The following is a 16161-nucleotide window of genomic DNA, read 5'->3' on the forward strand; positions in this document are numbered from 1 at the left end:
GGGCAGCCTCAAGAGAGGCTGCCCCGGCGTTTTTCATTTCCCCGGCATTTCCCGCCCAGACCGGCGCGATCGCGCGGTCCATTCCCGTTTTTCCCTGTCATCTCGGCGTTTTCCCTAGCGCCGCAGCCTGTCCCCGCGCATTGACAGCGCGCGAAGCCCCTACCGATAATCGGCCCCTTGCCGTCGTGCCTGGCGCCAAAGACCCTCCGTAAGCCCCGGCAGGCCCGCTAGGTCACTCCCTCAAGCACGATCCGGTTCGTTTTCCATCCGGAGTTGTCACCATGAAGTTGCGTACCACGCTGGCCCTCGCGGCCGCCGCCATTCCGCTGGCCGCCGTCCAGGCCCAGACGCTGAAGATCGGCCTGTCGGCCGAACCCACCTCGGCGGACCCCCACTATCACAAGATGACCCAGAACGACGCGTTCTCGGCGCACGTCTACAGCTCGCTGGTCGGCCGCAGCGCCGACATGAAGCTGGTGCCGGCCCTGGCCACCTCGTGGAAGAACCTGGACGACCTGACCTGGGAATTCAAGCTGCGCGACGACGTCAAGTTCTCGAACGGCAAGCCCTTCACCTCCGAGGACGTGCTGTTCACCATCTGCCGCACGCTGAACAACGAGACCAACGTGTCGCAGTCCTACATGGACACGACCAAGCTGATCACCGACGTGCAGACGCCCGACGCGCACACGGTCATCATCAAGACCGGCGCCCCGTTCCCGCTGATGCCCGCCGAAATGGCCCGCTCGCTGCCGATCGTCTGGAACGGCATCGTCGAGCACGGCAAGCTGACCTTCGACCCTAAGAAGGGCTGCGGCGTGACCGGCCCCTGGCCCACCGTGGCCGACTTCAACAACGGCAAGGACGCCATCGGCACCGGCCCCTACACGCTGAAGTCCTACGTCAAGGGCACCGGCATCGAGCTGGTCCGCAACGAGAACTACTGGGGTCCCAAGCCCTACTGGAAGGAAGTGAAGTTCGTGCCGGTGCCTTCCGCCGGCCCGCGCCTGACCGGCCTGCTGTCGGGCGACTTCGACATGATCGAGAACCCGGCCGCCCGCGACTTGCAGCGCCTGAAGGACAACCCCAAGTTCGGCTTCGTGGCCACGCCCTCGACCCGCCTGGTGTTCTTCCAGCCCGACATCGGCCGCGCCCAGAGCCCCTTCGTGAAGGCCGCCGACGGCAAGAATCCGCTGCAGGACCTGCGCGTGCGCAAGGCCATCTCCATGGCCATCGACCGCAAGACCATCACCGCCCGCATCATGGACGGCATGGCCACGCCCGCCTACCAGTTCATGCCCGACGGCATGTTCGGCGCCCTGCCCAAGGCCGAGGAAATCAAGTACGACCCCGAAGGCGCCAAGAAGCTGCTGGCCGAGGCCGGCTACCCGAACGGCTTCGAACTGACCATCTCGTCCACCAACGACCGCTACGTCAACGACGGCCAGATCGCCCAGGCCGTGGCCCAGTACCTGTCGCGCATCGGCATCAAGACCACGGTCGACGCGATGACCGCCTCGATCTACTTCCCCAAGCGCGCCAAGCGCGAGTTCAGCTTCTCGATGGGCGGCTGGCCGGCGGAAACGGGCGAGGCCTCGGCGCTGTTCCAGCTGTGGGTGGCCTCGCTGGATTCGCCCAACAGCCTGGGCACCAGCAACTACGGCGGCTTCTCCAACGCCGACTTCGACAAGGTCTACAAGCAGGCCATCGTGACGGTCGACGCGCCCAAGCGCGAAGCGCTGCTGCAGCAGTCGACCAAGATCGCGCTGGACAACGTGCCGCTGATTCCGCTGCACTTCGAAAGCAGCATCTGGGCGTTCCGCAAGGGCATCAGCTACGAAGGCCGCCGCGACCAGTTCACGCTGGCCACCTCGGTCAAGCCTGACGCGAAGTAATTCGCGCCGCCAGGAAAAAGCGCCCCTCGGGGCGCTTTTTTTACCGCTGGGCCGCCAGCAACCCGTCCAGCTCGCCGCACAGCAACGCGATGAACGCCTCCGTCTTGGGCGGCAGCACGCGGCCCTGCATCACCTGGATCTGCAAGGTGCGTGATTGCAGCTCGGCATTGGAGATCGGCACCGCGACGAGCTGATCGCGATCCAGGCTGTGCGTCACCGAGATGTAGCCGCCCAGCATGATGGCGTCGGAGCCGTACACGAACCCATGCAGCGGCGAGGGATCGTTGCAGCTCAGCGTGGGTTCGATCTGCACCGACTCCAGCTCGCAACCCAGGTCGAACAGGCGTCGAGTCGTCGTGTCGGGTCCGGTCAGCGCCATCGGGTAGGCCCTCAGATCCTGCAGGCTCACGCTGGCGCGGCCCGCCAGCGGATGGTCGGCCGCCATCACCGCATGGACCGGCGCGCGGCGCGAGTAGCGCACGTTCAGGCCGCCAGCGCGCTCCATGTTGAAGGCCATGCACAGCTCGGCCTCGCCCTCGGCCACACGCCGCAGGACTTCCTGGGGCGCATCCACGTGCAGGTCGAAGCGCATGTCCGGCCAGTTCTGGCGAAAACGCGCCATGGCCGCCGGCAGGAAAGTGCGCGCCACGCCCGCGACGGACGCCACGCGGATCTTGTCGTCCGCCGCCCCCCTGAGCGCCGCGATCTCCTGCAGCACCGATTCAGATTCCAGCATGGTGCGCCGCGCATGGGTCAGCAGCAACCGGCCGGCGTCGCTGAGAACCATGCCGCGCGCGGCGCGCTCGAACAGCGGCGCGCCGGCCAGCTCTTCCAGCTTGGCGATCTGCCGGCTGATGGCCGACACCGCCACATGCAGGCGCTCGGACGCGCCGCTCAGGCTGCCCGCCTGGGCCACCTCCACAAAGTACCTCAACGCGATACCGTGCATGTTCCCCCCGCAGGTGAATTGACCGTGCCAGCAATCTTTGCCTTTTTCGCAAAGCTATCGATAAATATTCTAATTGTAGAGAAAGCCACACGGCTCCTAGAATCCGGCCATACATCCAAGCGGGCGCGCCCAGCGACGCGCCAGGCACATAGGGGACAACCGTGTCAGCAGCAGTTTCCAGCGCCAGCCGAACGGCCGTGATTGCACGCGCGCTCGCCTATGCCGATGGCGGCGCCTTGCGCCGCGACCTGGCGAGCCTGGTCGCCCGCCGCAGCGTCAGCCAGGCGCCCGAACAGCGGCCCGAACTCTACGATTACCTGCGCGCCGCCGTGGCGCCCCGGCTGGAAGGCCTGGGATTTTCCTGTCGCATCGAAGACAACCCCGTGCAGGACGGCCCGCCCTTCCTGCTGGCCGAGCGCATCGAGGCCGCCAACCTGCCCACCGTGCTGCTCTATGCCCACGGCGACGTGGTGCGCGGCTACGACGAGCAATGGCGCGACGGCCTGTCACCCTGGACCCTGGTCGAGGAAGGCGAGCGCTGGTACGGGCGCGGCACGGCCGACAACAAGGGCCAGTACTGCATCAACGTGGCCGCGCTGGAACAGGTGCTGGCCGAGCGCGGCGGGCGCCTGGGCTTCAACGCCCGCATGCTGGTCGAATGCGGCGAGGAAGTCGGCTCGCCCGGCCTGCACGCGGCCTGCGGCCAGTGGCGCGACGCCTTGAAGGCCGACGTCTTCATCGCATCGGACGGCCCGCGCCTGGCGGCGGACCTGCCCACGCTGTTCCTCGGTTCGCGCGGCACGCTGCTGTTCGACCTGGAAGTCAATCTGCGCAGCCATGCGCATCACTCGGGCAACTGGGGCGGCGTGCTGCCCAACCCCGGGCTGATCCTGGCGCACGCGCTGGCCAGCCTGGTCGACGCGCGCGGCCGCCTGCAAGTTGACGGCCTGCGCCCGCCACCCATCCCCGCCGCCGTGCGCCGCGCGCTAGCCACCATCGAGGTCGGCCGCGACGACGACGCGCCCGAAACGGATCCGGACTGGGGCGAGCCGGGTCTGAGCCTCGCAGAACGGCTGTTCGGCTGGAACACGCTGGAAGTGCTGGCCTACAAGACCGGCAATCCCGACAATCCCGTGGGCGCCATACCCGGACGCGCGGCCGCCACCTGCAACCTGCGCTTCGTGGTCGGCACCGACTGGCGCGCCGCCAGCGACATCCTGCGCGCCCATCTGGACGCGCACGACTTTGGCCAGGTGCAGGTCAAAGTCCGCCGCGGCACCCCCGCCACCAGGCTGGACCCGGACGACGCCTGGGCCCGCTGGGCCGCGGCATCGCTGGCCGCGACCACCGGCGCCGCACCCGCCATCCTGCCCAACCTGGGCGGCACCGTGCCCAACGACGCGTTCTCGGACGTGCTGGGACTGCCCACGATCTGGGTGCCGCATTCCTACCCCGCCTGCTGCCAGCACGGCCCGGACGAACATCTGCTGGCCCCGGTCGCCCGTCAGGCCATGGCCATCATGGCCGGCCTGTTCTGGGACCTGGGCGAGCAGGGCCCGGCCGTGCTGGCCGAACGCCAGGCGGCCACGGCCGGCTGACCGCCGCGCAGGCCACTTTCTTCCCTATACAATCCCCCCGCTTCATCGGAGTCCTCATGTCCACACCCGCCGCCGCGCCCAGTCCGCGCCCCTTCCTGCTCGCCTGTCCGGACCTGTCGTCCGAGCGAGCCGGCAATACGGACACCCCCGGGGTGTGGCACTTCGATTCCGGCGTGCCGGGCAAGCGCGTCATGCTGAGCGCGCTGATCCACGGCAACGAACTGTGCGGCGCCTGGGCGCTCAAGGACGCGCTGGCCGCCGGCCTGCGTCCGCGCCGGGGCAGCCTGACGCTGGCCTTCTGCAACCTGGCCGCCTTCGACCGCTTCGACCCGTCCAACTACGCGCCCGCGCGCTTCGTCGACGAGGACATGAACCGCGTCTGGAGCGAGGACAAGCTGTCCGCGCCGAACAGCCAGGAACGCCGCCGCGCGGCCCAGATCCATCCCTGGGTGGAACGCAGCGACTGGCTGCTGGACTTCCACTCGATGAGCAATTCCGACGTGCCGCTGCAGCTGACCGGCATGGAACAGCGCAACATCGACCTGGCGCTGGCGCTGGGCAACCCCGCCACCATCATCGCCGACGCCGGCCATGCCGCCGGCGTGCGCATGCGCGACTACGGCCGCTTCGGCGAGGCCGGCGACAACGGCACCCGCTCGCTGCTGATCGAATGCGGTTTCCATGGCGCGCCCGAGGCGCACGGCGTGGCGCTGGACCAGCTGGCCCGCTTCCTGCTCGCCGCCGGCACCGTGGACCGCGCCGACCTGCCGGCCGCCTGGTTCGCGCCGGACGCCGGCGCGCAGCGCGCGCTGCGCGTCACGCATGCCGTGGCCGCCAAGAGCGCTGACTTCCGCTTCGCCCAGCCCTGGAAGGGGCTGGAGACGTTGCCGCGCGCCGGCGACCTGATCGGCTGGTCCGAGGGCGAGCCGGTGGTCACGCCCTATGATGATTGCGTGCTGATCATGCCGTCCACGGCCAACCTGCGCCCGGGCGTGACGGTGGTCCGGCTGGCGCAGCCCATCGCCGCCTGAATACGGCAGGCGCCCCCCAGAGGACGCCGCCCGCGACACACCACAACACCTACAAGGGGAAAACACATGCCTGCCAAGATCATCCAACGCCTGCTCCCGGCCGCCTGTGCTCTGGCCGCCGCGCTGGCCGCCTGTCCCACCGCCGCGCTGGCCCAGGCCGGCGCGCTGCGCATCGGCCTGTCGTCCGAACCCACCGCGATGGACCCGCACTACCATCAGGTCACGCCCAACGACGCGATGGTCTCGCACGTGTTCGAGACGCTGGTCGGCCAGGACGCGGCCATGAAGCTGATCCCGCGCCTGGCCACGGCCTGGAAGGCGGTGGACGACACCACCTGGGAATTCACGCTGCGCCAGGGCGCCAAGTTCTCCAACGGCCAGCCCTTCACCCCGCAGGACGTGATCTTCACGTTGTGCCGCGTGATGAACAACGAGCAGTCCATCGGCGGCTCCCACCCCGCCGTGGTGCAGAAGTTCGCCAGCGTCGAAGCGCGCGGCGACGACACGCTGGTCATCAAGACGCGCCTGCCCTATCCGCTGCTGCCCAACGACATGAGCCGCATGCCCATGTTGTGGAGCGGCATCGTGCAGCACGGCCCTATCACGTTCGACTTGAAGAACGGCTGCGGCGTGACCGGCCCCTGGCCCACCGTGGCCGACTTCAACGGCGGCAAGTCCGCCATCGGCACCGGCCCCTACACGCTCAAGTCCTATGTGAAGGGCAGCGCCATCGAACTGACCCGCAACGAAGGCTACTGGGGCGACAAGCCGGCCTGGGGCGAGGTCAAGCTGATCCCCTCGCCGTCGGCCGGTCCGCGCCTGACGGGCCTGTTGGCCGGCGACTTCGACCTGATCGAGAACCCCGCCGCGCGCGACGTCAAGCGCATCTCGGAAACGCCGGGCTTCGGCTACGTGATCACGCCGTCCGTGCGCGTGGTGTACTTCCAGTTCGACGTGGCGCGCTCGCCCAGCCCCACGGTCAAGGCCGCCGACGGCAAGAACCCGCTGCAGGACGTGCGCGTGCGACGCGCCATTTCCATGGCCATCGACCGCAAGGCCATCGCCGCCCGCATCATGGACGGCGCCGCCACCCCGGCCAACCAGTTCCTGCCCGACGGCATGTTCGGCACGCTGCCGCAGCCGCCTGAACTCAAGTACGACCCCGAAGGCGCCAAGAAGCTGCTGGCCGAGGCCGGCTACCCGAACGGCTTCGAGCTGGCCGTGTCGTCCACCAACGACCGCTACATCAACGACGCCCAGATCTCGCAGGCGGTGGCGCAGTACCTGTCGCGCGTGGGCATCAAGGCCTCGGTCGACGCGATGACGCGCTCGATCTACTTCCCCAAGCGCGCCAAGCGCGAGTTCAGCTTCGCCATGGGCGGCTGGTCGTCGGAAACGGGCGAAGCCTCGTCTTTCCTGCAATACTGGGTCTCCGCGTTCGACAAGGAACACGGCCTGGGCACCAGCAACTACGGCGGCTACGACAACCCGGCATTCGACCAGGTCTTCAAGCGCGCCCTGGTCACGGTGGACCCGGCCGCGCGCGAGAAGCTGCTGCAGGAAGCGCTGGCGATCGCGCTGGCGGACCTGCCCAGCATCCCGCTGCACTTCGAAAGCAGCATCTGGGCGTACCGCAAGGGCCTGACCTACGAAGGCCGCGCCGATCAGTACACCCTGGCCATGTCGGCCAAGCCCGCCAAGTAGCCCCGCCTGGCGCCCGCAACTCCCGAGCCCACCAAGGAAATATCAAGTGGCCCTATTCATCTTGCGCAGGTTGATACAGAGCCTGTTCGTACTGCTGGCCGTCTCGGTCGTGGTCTTCTTCGCGGTGTATGCCGTGGGCGACCCGATCGAGCTGCTGGTCAGCCCCGAGGCCAGCCAGGCCGCCCGCGAAGCCATGATCGCCCGCCTCGGGCTGGACCTGCCCGTGTGGCAGCAGTACACAGGCTTCCTGTGGCGCGCGCTGCACGGCGACCTGGGCGTGTCCTTCGTCCACGGCATCCCCGCCATCGAGCTGATCGTGCAGCGCATCCCGGCCACCTTTGAACTGGTGGTCGTAGCCATCGGGCTGACCTGTATCATCGGCATCCCGCTGGGGCTGGTCGCCGGCCTGTACCGCGACGAGCCGCTGGGCCGCGGCATCATGGCCTCGTCGGTGCTGGGCTTCTCGCTGCCCAACTTCTGGCAAGGCATGATGCTGATCCTGCTGTTCGCCGTGTGGCTGGGCTGGCTGCCGGCCACGGGCCGCGGCGACACCGTCACCGTGCTGGGCGTGCGGCTGTCGATCCTGACCGCCGACGGCTGGTCGCACCTGATCATGCCGGCCATCAACCTGGCGCTGGCCAACATCGCGCTGGTGCTGCGCCTGACCGCCTCGGGCGTGGTCGAGGCGCGCAGCCAGGACTACGTGAAGTTCGCGCGCGCCAAGGGCGTCAAGCCGGGCCGCATCGTGCGCCGCCACATCCTGCGCAACATCCTGATCCCCGTGGTGACCGTGATCGGCATGGAATTCGGCACGCTGATCGCGTACTCCACCATCACCGAGACGGTGTTCGCCTGGCCCGGCATGGGCAAGCTGCTGATCGACAGCGTCTACCAGCTGGACCGCCCCGTGGTGGTGGCCTACGTGATGCTGGTCACCCTGATCTTCGTGGTCATCAACCTGGTCGTGGACATCCTGTACGCCGCGCTCGACCCGCGCGTGCAGCTCGTGACCCCCGCTCAATAATCGTCATGGCTCAATCTCCCAATCCCGGCCGCACCCGCACCGCCCAGCCCCTGGCGGACACGCCCAAGCGCGCCTCCATCCTGAAGAAACTGCGCTCGCGGCCCACCGTGCGCGGCTCGGCCATCGCGCTGGCCGTGCTGATCATCCTGGTGGTGTTCGCGCCCTACTTCGCGCCGCAGAACCCCTACGACCTCGCCAACCTCTCGCTCATGGACGGCCGCCTGGCGCCGCGCCAGGCGCTGATGGACGGCAGCATCGCCTGGCTGGGCACCGACGACCAGGGCCGCGACATGCTCAGCGCCATCCTGTATGGCCTGCGCATCAGCCTGATGGTGGGCCTGTCCGCCGTGGTGCTGGCCACCGCCGTGGGCGGCGCCGTTGGCCTGGTGGCCGCCTACATGGGCGGCGTGGTCGACACCATCCTGATGCGCATCGTGGACTTCATCCTGGGCTTTCCGACCATCCTGGTGGCGCTGGTGCTGCTGGTGGTGATGGGGCGCGGCGTGGACAAGGTGATCCTGGCGCTGGTGCTGGTGCAATGGGGCCACTACGCGCGCATCATGCGCGGCCGCGCGCTGCAGGAACGGCGCAAGGAATACGTGGAGGCCGCCGCCAACCTGGGCTTCCCGGCCTGGCGCATCATGGCCTTCCACCTGCTGCCGAACTGCCTGGGCCCGGTCATGGTGTTCGCCACCATCCAGATCGCGACCGCGATCGCGCTGGAAGCCACGCTGTCCTTCCTGGGCGTGGGCGTGCCCATCACCGAGCCGTCGCTGGGCCTGTTGATCTCCAACGGCTTTCAGTACCTGCTCTCGGGCGACTACTGGATCAGCCTGTTCCCGGGCATCGCCCTGCTGCTGCTGATCCTGTCCATCAATATCGTTGGCGACCGCCTGCGTGAAAGCCTGGATCCGAAAAGATGAGGCCCCCCCCCGAAGCGCTGCGCGCTTCCCCCTCGAGGGGGCGTGCTGGCGGACCGGCGAAGCCGGCTCCGCGGCACCCCGATGGAGCGACACCCGATACCTGCGTGGCGGTTTGCGCAATGGATGACTGACATGAGCGAGACCATTCTAGAGGTGCGCGGCCTGCGCACCGCATTCCATACCGAAGCCGGCGCCTGGCCGGCCGTCGACGGCGTCGACCTGACCGTGCGCCGCGGCGAGATCGTCGGCCTGGTCGGCGAGTCCGGCTCGGGCAAGTCCGTGACCGGCTTTTCGCTGCTGGGCCTGATCGATCCCCCCGGGGAAGTGGTCGAGGGCGAGGTCCGCTTCAAGGGCCAGGACCTGCGCAAGTACAGCGAAGAACAGATGCGCCAGCTGCGCGGCGACCGCATCGCGATGATCTTCCAGGATCCGCTGATGACGCTGAACCCGGTGCTGCGCATCGGCGAACAGATGATGGAAGCCATCCAGACGCACGCGGACGTGCCGCGCGCCGCAGCGCTCGAGCGCTGCCGCGAGGCGCTGGAGATGGTGGGCATCCCCTCGCCCGAAACACGCCTGAAGAGCTATCCGCACGAGTTCTCCGGCGGCATGCGCCAGCGCGTGGCCATCGCCATCGCCATGCTGAACAAGCCCGACCTGATCATCTGCGACGAGCCCACCACCGCGCTGGACGTCACCATCCAGGGCCAGATCCTCTACCGCATGCAGGAGATCTGCCGCCAGCACAACACCGCGCTGATCTGGATCACCCACGACCTGGGCGTGGTCGCCGAACTGGCCGACCGCGTGGCCGTCATGTATGCCGGCCGCATCGTCGAGAGCGGCCCGGTCGAACAGGTGCTGGAAGCGCCGCGCCATCCGTACACGCGCGGCCTGCTGGACTCGATGCCCGGCGCCACGCAGCCCGGCGCGCGCCTGCACCAGATCAACGGCATGGCGCCTAGCCTGTCCGGCCGCCCCTCGGGCTGTGCGTTCCGGCCGCGCTGTCCCAGCGCGGTCACGCGCTGCACCGAGCAAGCCCCCACCGTCACCACCGAAGGCCCGCGCAGCTTCCGCTGCTACGTACCGATCGCCCGCGAGGCCGAGCAAGCATGAACCAAGCCGATACTCCCGTCATCGAGCTGAAGAACGTCCACAAGCGCTTCGAGCAACGCCCCGACCTGGCCCAGCGCATCCTGGCCCTGGCCGGCCGTCCCATCGACCGCCGCACCGTCTACGCCGTCAACGGCGTGGACCTGTCCATCCGCCGAGGCGAGGTGGTCGGCCTGGTGGGCGAATCGGGCTGCGGCAAGTCCACGCTGGGCCGCGTGGTGGCCGGGCTGCATCGCCAGACCGAGGGCGAGCTGCTGTACCAGGGCCGCGACGCGGCCCGCCTGCGCGGCGCCGACAAGCTGGCCTACACGCTGGGCGTGCAGATGATCTTCCAGGATCCGCAGGCCTCGCTGAACCCGCGCCAGCGGCTGCGCCAGATCCTGGGCGAGGCGCTGAAGGTGCACAAGCTGGCGCCGCCGGCCGACATCCCCGCGCGCATCGACCAGGCGCTGTCCGAGGTCGGCCTGGACCGCGAATACCGCGATCGTTTCCCGCACCAGATCTCCGGCGGCCAGCGCCAGCGCATCGGCATCGCCCGCGCGCTGATGGTGGCGCCCAAGTTCCTGGTCTGCGACGAGCCGGTGGCCGCGCTGGACGTATCGATCCAGGCGCAGGTGATCAACCTGTTCATGGATCTGCGCGAACAGCACGGCTTCACCTACCTGTTCATCAGTCATGACCTGGGCGTGGTCAAGCACATCTCCGACCGCGTCGCCATCATGTACCTGGGCAAGATCGTCGAGATCTCGACCGCCGCCGAGATCTTCGCGCGCGCCAACCACCCCTATACCCAGGCCCTGATGGCCGAGGTGCCGGACGTGGGCCGGCGCGGCCGCAAGTTCACGCCCATCAAGGGCGAAATCCCGTCGCCGCTGAATCCGCCGCCGGGCTGTACCTTCAACCCGCGCTGTCCGCACGCCATGCCGCGCTGCCGCGAGCAGGCGCCGGTCCTGAAGGAAATCTCGCCGGGCCACTGGTCGGCCTGCCATCTGAACGAAGCCACCGCCTGACACGTCGCCATGAAACCTGCCGAACTCACCAACGTCGACCGCATCGCCATTGAACTGGGCCATGCCGGCCGCAACGCCATTCCCTACATCGACGACGACCGCAACGCCGACCGTCCGTTCAAGCTGCAGACCTACCGCCCCTATGGCTACACGCCCGACCGTCCGGTCGTGATCGTGCAGCACGGCGTGCTGCGCAACGGCGACGAATACCGCGACTTCTGGGTGCCGGCCGCCGACAAGCACAAGCTGCTGATCGTGGCGCTGACCTTCTCCAACGAGATCTGGCCCGGCGTCGAAAGCTACAACAACGGCCGCGTGTTCTCGGCCGGCGGCAATCCGCGCCACATCGACGGCTGGACCTATGCGCTGGTGGGCAGCGTGGTGCGCGACCTGATCGCCGCCGAGATCACCGACGGCCAGAACGTCCATCTATTCGGCCACTCCGCCGGCGGCCAGTTCGTGCACCGGCTGATGAGCAGCCAGTCGCACGCGCCGTTCAAGGCCGTGGCCGCGGGCAACCCCGGTTGGTACACGCTGCCGACCTTCGACCACCCCTTCCCCGAAGGCATGGCCGGCGTCGGCCTGACCGAGGATCACCTGGTCAAGCTGCTGGCCTATCCCATGACCATCCTGGCCGGCGACCAGGACATCGCCACCGACGATCCCAACCTGCCCTCGGAACCCGCCGCCATGCGCCAGGGCCCGCACCGTTTTGCGCGCGCGCAGAACTACTTCGAGGCCGGCCGCAAGGAAGCCGAGCGCCGCGGCGTGCCGTTCAACTGGACGCTGCAGGTGGTGCCCGGCATCGGCCACGACGGCCGCGCCATGTCGGCCGTCTGCGCCAGCCTCTGGTTCGACGGCCGCATGCCCGACGACGCCGAGCTGGCCCGCCTGGCCGGCCAGCAGGTCGCCTGATCGTTTCCCTTCCGCCTAGCCGATACCCGATACCGCCATGTCCTCGACCCTCAGCACCGAACAGCTCGTCTCCGGCATCCAGTCCTGGCTGCTTTGCGAATCGCCCTCCAACTATCCCGACGGCATCGCCGCCATGGCCCGCATCATCGCCGGCCAGGCCGAGGCCGCCGGCCTGAAGGTGGAACTGTCCGCCATCGGCCCGGACACCGGACCGCTGCTGTACGCCACCAACCGCGCCGACGGCGACGACCGTCCCGGCATCCTGATCCTGGCCCACATGGACACCGTGCATCCGGTGGGCACGCTCAAGGACAACCCGGTGCGCGTCGAGGGCGACCGCCTGTACGGCCCGGGCAGCTACGACATGAAGGCCGGCATCTACCTGGCCCTGTCGGCGCTGGCCACCGTGGCCCGCCCCGGCGACACGCGCCTGCCCGTGGACTTCCTGGTGGTGCCGGACGAAGAGACCGGCAGCCATGCGTCGCGCGCCCACATCGAGCGCTACGCCGCCAACGCCAAGTACGCGCTGGTGTGCGAGCCGGCGCGCGCCAACGGCGGCAAGTGCGTGACCGCGCGCAAGGGCACCGGCATGCTGAACCTGAACGTCAAGGGCCGTCCGGCGCACGCTGGCATGAACCACGACAAGGGTCGCAGCGCCATCCGCGAAATGGCGCACCAGGTGCTGGCGCTGGAAGCCATGACCGACTACGAGCGCGGCATCACCGTGAGCGTGGGCACCATCGCCGGCGGCACCGTCACCAACACCGTGCCGGCGCACTGCCGCTGCGTGGTGGACTTCCGCGTGCCCGACATGGGCGCGGCCGAGGACGTGCTGCGCCGCATGCGCGAGCTGTGCGCCGTGGGTCCGGACGTGGAGCTGGACATCGACGTCGAGCTGAACCGCCCGCCCATGGTCAAGACCGAGGCCGCCGCCGCCCTGCTGGCGCTGGTCCAGGGCTACGCCGAGCGCGCCGGCTTCCTGCTGGAAGACGCGCCCATGACCGGCGGCGGCAGCGACGCCAACTTCACCTCGGCCATGGGCGTGCCCACGCTGGACGGCCTGGGCGCGGACGGCGACGGCGCGCACACGCTGCATGAGTACATCCTGGTGTCGACGCTGGAGCAGCGGCTGAAGTTCTGGGAATTGCTGTTGAAGGAATTGGAGTAGAAGGCCCCCCGAAGCGCTACGCACTTCCCCCAGGGCGCTCCCCTCAAGCGGGCATGCTGGCGGACCAGCGGAGCCGGATCCGCGGCATCGGGCCTGGGCGAGCTCTGACAGATGCGTCGGGCACGATCATTTTGCGCCATCGACATCCTATTTTTGTAGGATAAATAGTGCTATAAATGGCGCACTCAGGCTCCGCATCCCTCATCAATATGGGAGACTTCCATGCGTCAAACTCTACGCAAGGCAGGAGGTTCGCTCGTGATGACCATCCCCAAGGCATACATCGACCAGAACGGGCTGCGTGAAGGCTCCCAGGTCGAACTCCACATGTCCGGCCGGCGGCTCACTATCGAACCGCCAGCGCGTCCGCGCTATGCGCTCACCGACCTCCTGGCTGAAATGCCGGATGGGCTGCCCCGAGCCGACGGCTGGGACGACATGCCCGCTGTCGGACGGGAGCGCAACTGATGACATACGTGCCCAGCCACGGCGATATCGTGCATCTACAGTTTGATCCCGCTGCCGGCAGGGAAATGACGGGTCCGCACTACGGACTAGTCGTCAGCCACAAGGAGTTCAATCAACTTGGACTCGCGATGATCTGTCCGATTTCACAAGGTCAGGCCACCGAACAACGCACTCATGGCACGGTGGTCACGCTGATGGGCACGGGGACCGCGACGACGGGCAACATCCATTGCCATCAACTGAAGTCACTGGATTGGCGCGTGCGGCAGGCCAAACGAAAAGAGTCAGTGCCCGCGTACCTCGTCGATGAAGTCTGGGCTCGGCTTGAAGCGATAATGCGTCCTTGACTCCCGCGCGGCGCATGCCGTTTTCATCCCGCAGACCCACCATGCCCGACCCTTCCGCCCCCGTCAGCGCCGTCGCCTACGGCCTGGCCACCCTGGCCGCCGATGGCGCCATCCTGGATACCTGGTATCCGCGCCCCTCGCTGGCCGATCACACGCCCGCCGGCGGCACCCGCCACCTGACGCCCGAGGAAGCGCGCGCGGCGCTGGGCGAGCATGTGCCGACGGCCCTGGCGCGCGACACGCGCCGCAAGGTTGAGATCGTGGCCGTGCGCACCGCCATCGCCTCGCTGGATGAACCGCCGGCGGACGCGCATGACGCCTACCTGCGGCTGCATCTGCTCAGCCATCGCCTGATCCGCCCGCACGACGCCAACCTGGACGGCCTGTTCAACGTGCTGTCCAACGTGGCCTGGACCTCGGCCGGCCCCTGCCCGGTGGACCAGATCGACGCGCTGCGCTGGCACCTGCGCGCCACCGGCCAGACGCTGGAAATCCGTGGCGTGGACAAGATCCCGCGCATGACCGACTACGTGGTGCCGCAAGGCGTGCGCATCGCCGACACGGCCCGCGTGCGGCTGGGCGCGCACCTGTCGCCCGGCACCACGGTGCTGCATGAAGGCTTCTGCAATTTCAACGCCGGCACGCTGGGCGCCTCCATGGTCGAGGGCCGCATCAGCGCCGGCGTCATCGTCGACGATGGCAGCGACATCGGCGGCGGCGCGTCCATCATGGGCACCATGTCCGGCGGCGGCAAGCAGGTGGTATCGATCGGCAAGCGCTGCCTGCTGGGCGCGAATTCCGGCATCGGCATCTCGCTGGGCGACGACTGCGTGGTCGAGGCCGGCTGCTACATCACCGCCGGCACGCGCGTGCTCACGCCCGAGGGCGCGGTGGTCAAGGCGGTGTCGCTGGCCGGCCAGCACGGGCTGCTGTTCCGCCGCAACTCGCAGACCGGCGCCGTCGAGGCGCTGGTGCGCACGGCCGCCTGGGGCACGCTCAACCCGGCGCTGCACAGCGGCCACTAGGCCGCAACGGATCGCTCCTGCGCCACGGCTGGCGCCGGACGCGCTCCATCACATCAAGCCTCAGGCGCGCCCATCAGGCGCCAGGTGCGATCGGCGCGAACGGAAAATGCCGCAGCTCGCCGCGCGCGGCGATCAGCGCGGTGGATTCGGGCACTTCCTCCCAGGCATCCGCCATGTCGGTCAGCGGTTCGGACAGCAGCAGGAAGGTGTCATCGTCCAGCGCCGCGATCTGCGGATCGTCGGGATACAGCTGGCGCAGGTGCTGCACGCAGGTATTGTGGAACAGCGTGCGCGACTCGCGCTCGCTGGAATAGCGCACCGCGATCATGCGCTCGCCATCCAGCGCGCACACCGTCATGTTGATGGGCTGCGCCACGCCATGGCGGCGCCCGGTCTCTTCCACCGCCCCCACCATGCGCGCCAGCGCCGGCAGCGGGTCTTCCTCCAGGCCGAAGCTCAGCGCCAGCAGGAACATCAGCTCGGAATCGGTCGACCCTTCGAGCGAGCCGAAATACGCCGGCGCGATCATCAGCATCAGGTCGCGCCGCAGCAGCGGAAAGTCGCGGATCAGGCCGTTGTGCACGAACAGCCAGTTGCCATGGCGGAACGGATGGCAGTTGGTTTCCTGCGCCGGCGTGTCGGTGGCGGCGCGGATGTGCGCCACGAACAGCGAGGAATGAATGGCGCGCGCGGCCTCGCGCAGGTTGCGGTCGTTCCAGGCCGGATGCACGCTGCGGTAGCGGAACGGCGGTTCCAGGGAGCCGTCCGCCGCCGGGCGGGCGTACCAGCCCAGCCCGAAGCCGTCGCCGTTGGTGGTGGTGGCGCCCAGCCGCGCGTGCAGGCTCTGGTCGATCAGGGAATGGCGCGCCTTGAACAGCACGCGCTCCATCTGCAGGGGACTGCCGGTATAAGCGAGCCAGCGGCACATGGGATGCTCCTTCTATACGCGTTCCTTGCGGGCCAGTGTAGGAGCAGGCCGCAATTTTCTACA

The 16161-nt window shown here is 68.4% G+C and carries 15 protein-coding genes; 13 read left to right on the plus strand and 2 right to left on the minus strand.

All coding sequences use genetic code 11. The features are described 5' to 3' along the window. Nucleotides 1-281: 281 nt before the first annotated feature. Nucleotides 282-1895 (plus strand): ABC transporter substrate-binding protein, encoded by a 1614-nt coding sequence (locus tag AC6LJ9_RS23365; protein WP_498149402.1) that lies wholly within the window; start codon nt 282-284, stop codon nt 1893-1895. A 40-nt stretch (nt 1896-1935) separates the two neighbouring features. On the opposite strand, the gene AC6LJ9_RS23370 is transcribed toward AC6LJ9_RS23365, so the two are convergent. Further along, entirely contained in the window at nt 1936-2844 is a 909-nt protein-coding gene (locus tag AC6LJ9_RS23370; RefSeq protein ID WP_498149403.1) for a LysR family transcriptional regulator, read from the minus strand. A gap of 197 nt (nt 2845-3041) precedes the next feature. On the opposite strand from AC6LJ9_RS23370, the gene AC6LJ9_RS23375 reads away from it, so the two are divergent. The 12 genes from AC6LJ9_RS23375 to dapD all read left to right on the plus strand — a co-directional run bounded on the left by AC6LJ9_RS23375 (nt 3042) and on the right by dapD (nt 15170). After that, nucleotides 3042-4442 carry a M20 family metallopeptidase gene (locus AC6LJ9_RS23375; RefSeq protein WP_498149404.1) on the plus strand — a complete coding sequence of 467 codons (1401 nt, stop codon included), beginning with the start codon at nt 3042-3044 and terminating at the stop codon, nt 4440-4442. A gap of 56 nt (nt 4443-4498) precedes the next feature. Continuing rightward, entirely contained in the window at nt 4499-5473 is a 975-nt protein-coding gene (locus AC6LJ9_RS23380; RefSeq protein ID WP_498149405.1) for a M14 family metallopeptidase, read from the plus strand. A gap of 66 nt (nt 5474-5539) precedes the next feature. Beyond that, nucleotides 5540-7177 (plus strand): ABC transporter substrate-binding protein, encoded by a 1638-nt coding sequence (locus tag AC6LJ9_RS23385; RefSeq protein WP_498149406.1) that lies wholly within the window; start codon nt 5540-5542, stop codon nt 7175-7177. Nucleotides 7178-7223: 46 nt separating this feature from the next. Continuing rightward, a complete protein-coding gene (locus tag AC6LJ9_RS23390) occupies nt 7224-8201 on the plus strand; it encodes an ABC transporter permease (RefSeq protein ID WP_212315163.1) in 978 nt (325 codons plus the stop codon). A 5-nt stretch (nt 8202-8206) separates the two neighbouring features. After that, a complete protein-coding gene (locus AC6LJ9_RS23395) occupies nt 8207-9124 on the plus strand; it encodes an ABC transporter permease (protein WP_212315166.1) in 918 nt (305 codons plus the stop codon). Nucleotides 9125-9256: 132 nt separating this feature from the next. Beyond that, on the plus strand, nt 9257-10240 hold the full coding sequence (locus AC6LJ9_RS23400; protein ID WP_498149407.1) for an ABC transporter ATP-binding protein: 984 nt from the start codon (nt 9257-9259) through the stop codon (nt 10238-10240). Continuing rightward, complete coding sequence (locus AC6LJ9_RS23405; protein WP_498149408.1) at nt 10237-11247, plus strand: ABC transporter ATP-binding protein; 1011 nt, start codon at nt 10237-10239, stop codon at nt 11245-11247. The genes AC6LJ9_RS23400 and AC6LJ9_RS23405 overlap by 4 nt, the downstream gene beginning before the upstream one ends. Before the next feature lie 9 nt (nt 11248-11256). Then, nucleotides 11257-12162, plus strand: a complete 906-nt coding sequence (locus AC6LJ9_RS23410; protein ID WP_498149409.1) for a prolyl oligopeptidase family serine peptidase — start codon at nt 11257-11259, stop codon at nt 12160-12162. A 37-nt stretch (nt 12163-12199) separates the two neighbouring features. Next, nucleotides 12200-13330, plus strand: coding sequence for a M20 family metallopeptidase (locus tag AC6LJ9_RS23415; RefSeq protein WP_498149410.1), 1131 nt, complete (start codon nt 12200-12202; stop codon nt 13328-13330). Between the two features lie 222 nt (nt 13331-13552). After that, nucleotides 13553-13798, plus strand: a complete 246-nt coding sequence (locus AC6LJ9_RS23420) for an AbrB/MazE/SpoVT family DNA-binding domain-containing protein (protein WP_103272167.1) — start codon at nt 13553-13555, stop codon at nt 13796-13798. Continuing rightward, complete coding sequence (locus AC6LJ9_RS23425; RefSeq protein ID WP_498149411.1) at nt 13798-14145, plus strand: type II toxin-antitoxin system PemK/MazF family toxin; 348 nt, start codon at nt 13798-13800, stop codon at nt 14143-14145. The genes AC6LJ9_RS23420 and AC6LJ9_RS23425 overlap by 1 nt, the downstream gene beginning before the upstream one ends. Before the next feature lie 41 nt (nt 14146-14186). After that, nucleotides 14187-15170 (plus strand): 2,3,4,5-tetrahydropyridine-2,6-dicarboxylate N-succinyltransferase, encoded by a 984-nt coding sequence (gene dapD / locus AC6LJ9_RS23430; protein ID WP_212315184.1) that lies wholly within the window; start codon nt 14187-14189, stop codon nt 15168-15170. A 73-nt stretch (nt 15171-15243) separates the two neighbouring features. Here the strand turns inward: dapD and AC6LJ9_RS23435 are convergent, their stop codons facing one another. Beyond that, the gene (locus AC6LJ9_RS23435) at nt 15244-16098 is read right to left on the minus strand and encodes a class II glutamine amidotransferase (RefSeq protein WP_212315187.1); all 855 of its coding nucleotides are present in this window, start codon (nt 16096-16098) and stop codon (nt 15244-15246) included. Nucleotides 16099-16161 lie beyond the last annotated feature (63 nt).

The organism is Achromobacter sp. 1011811831, assembly GCF_059760905.1.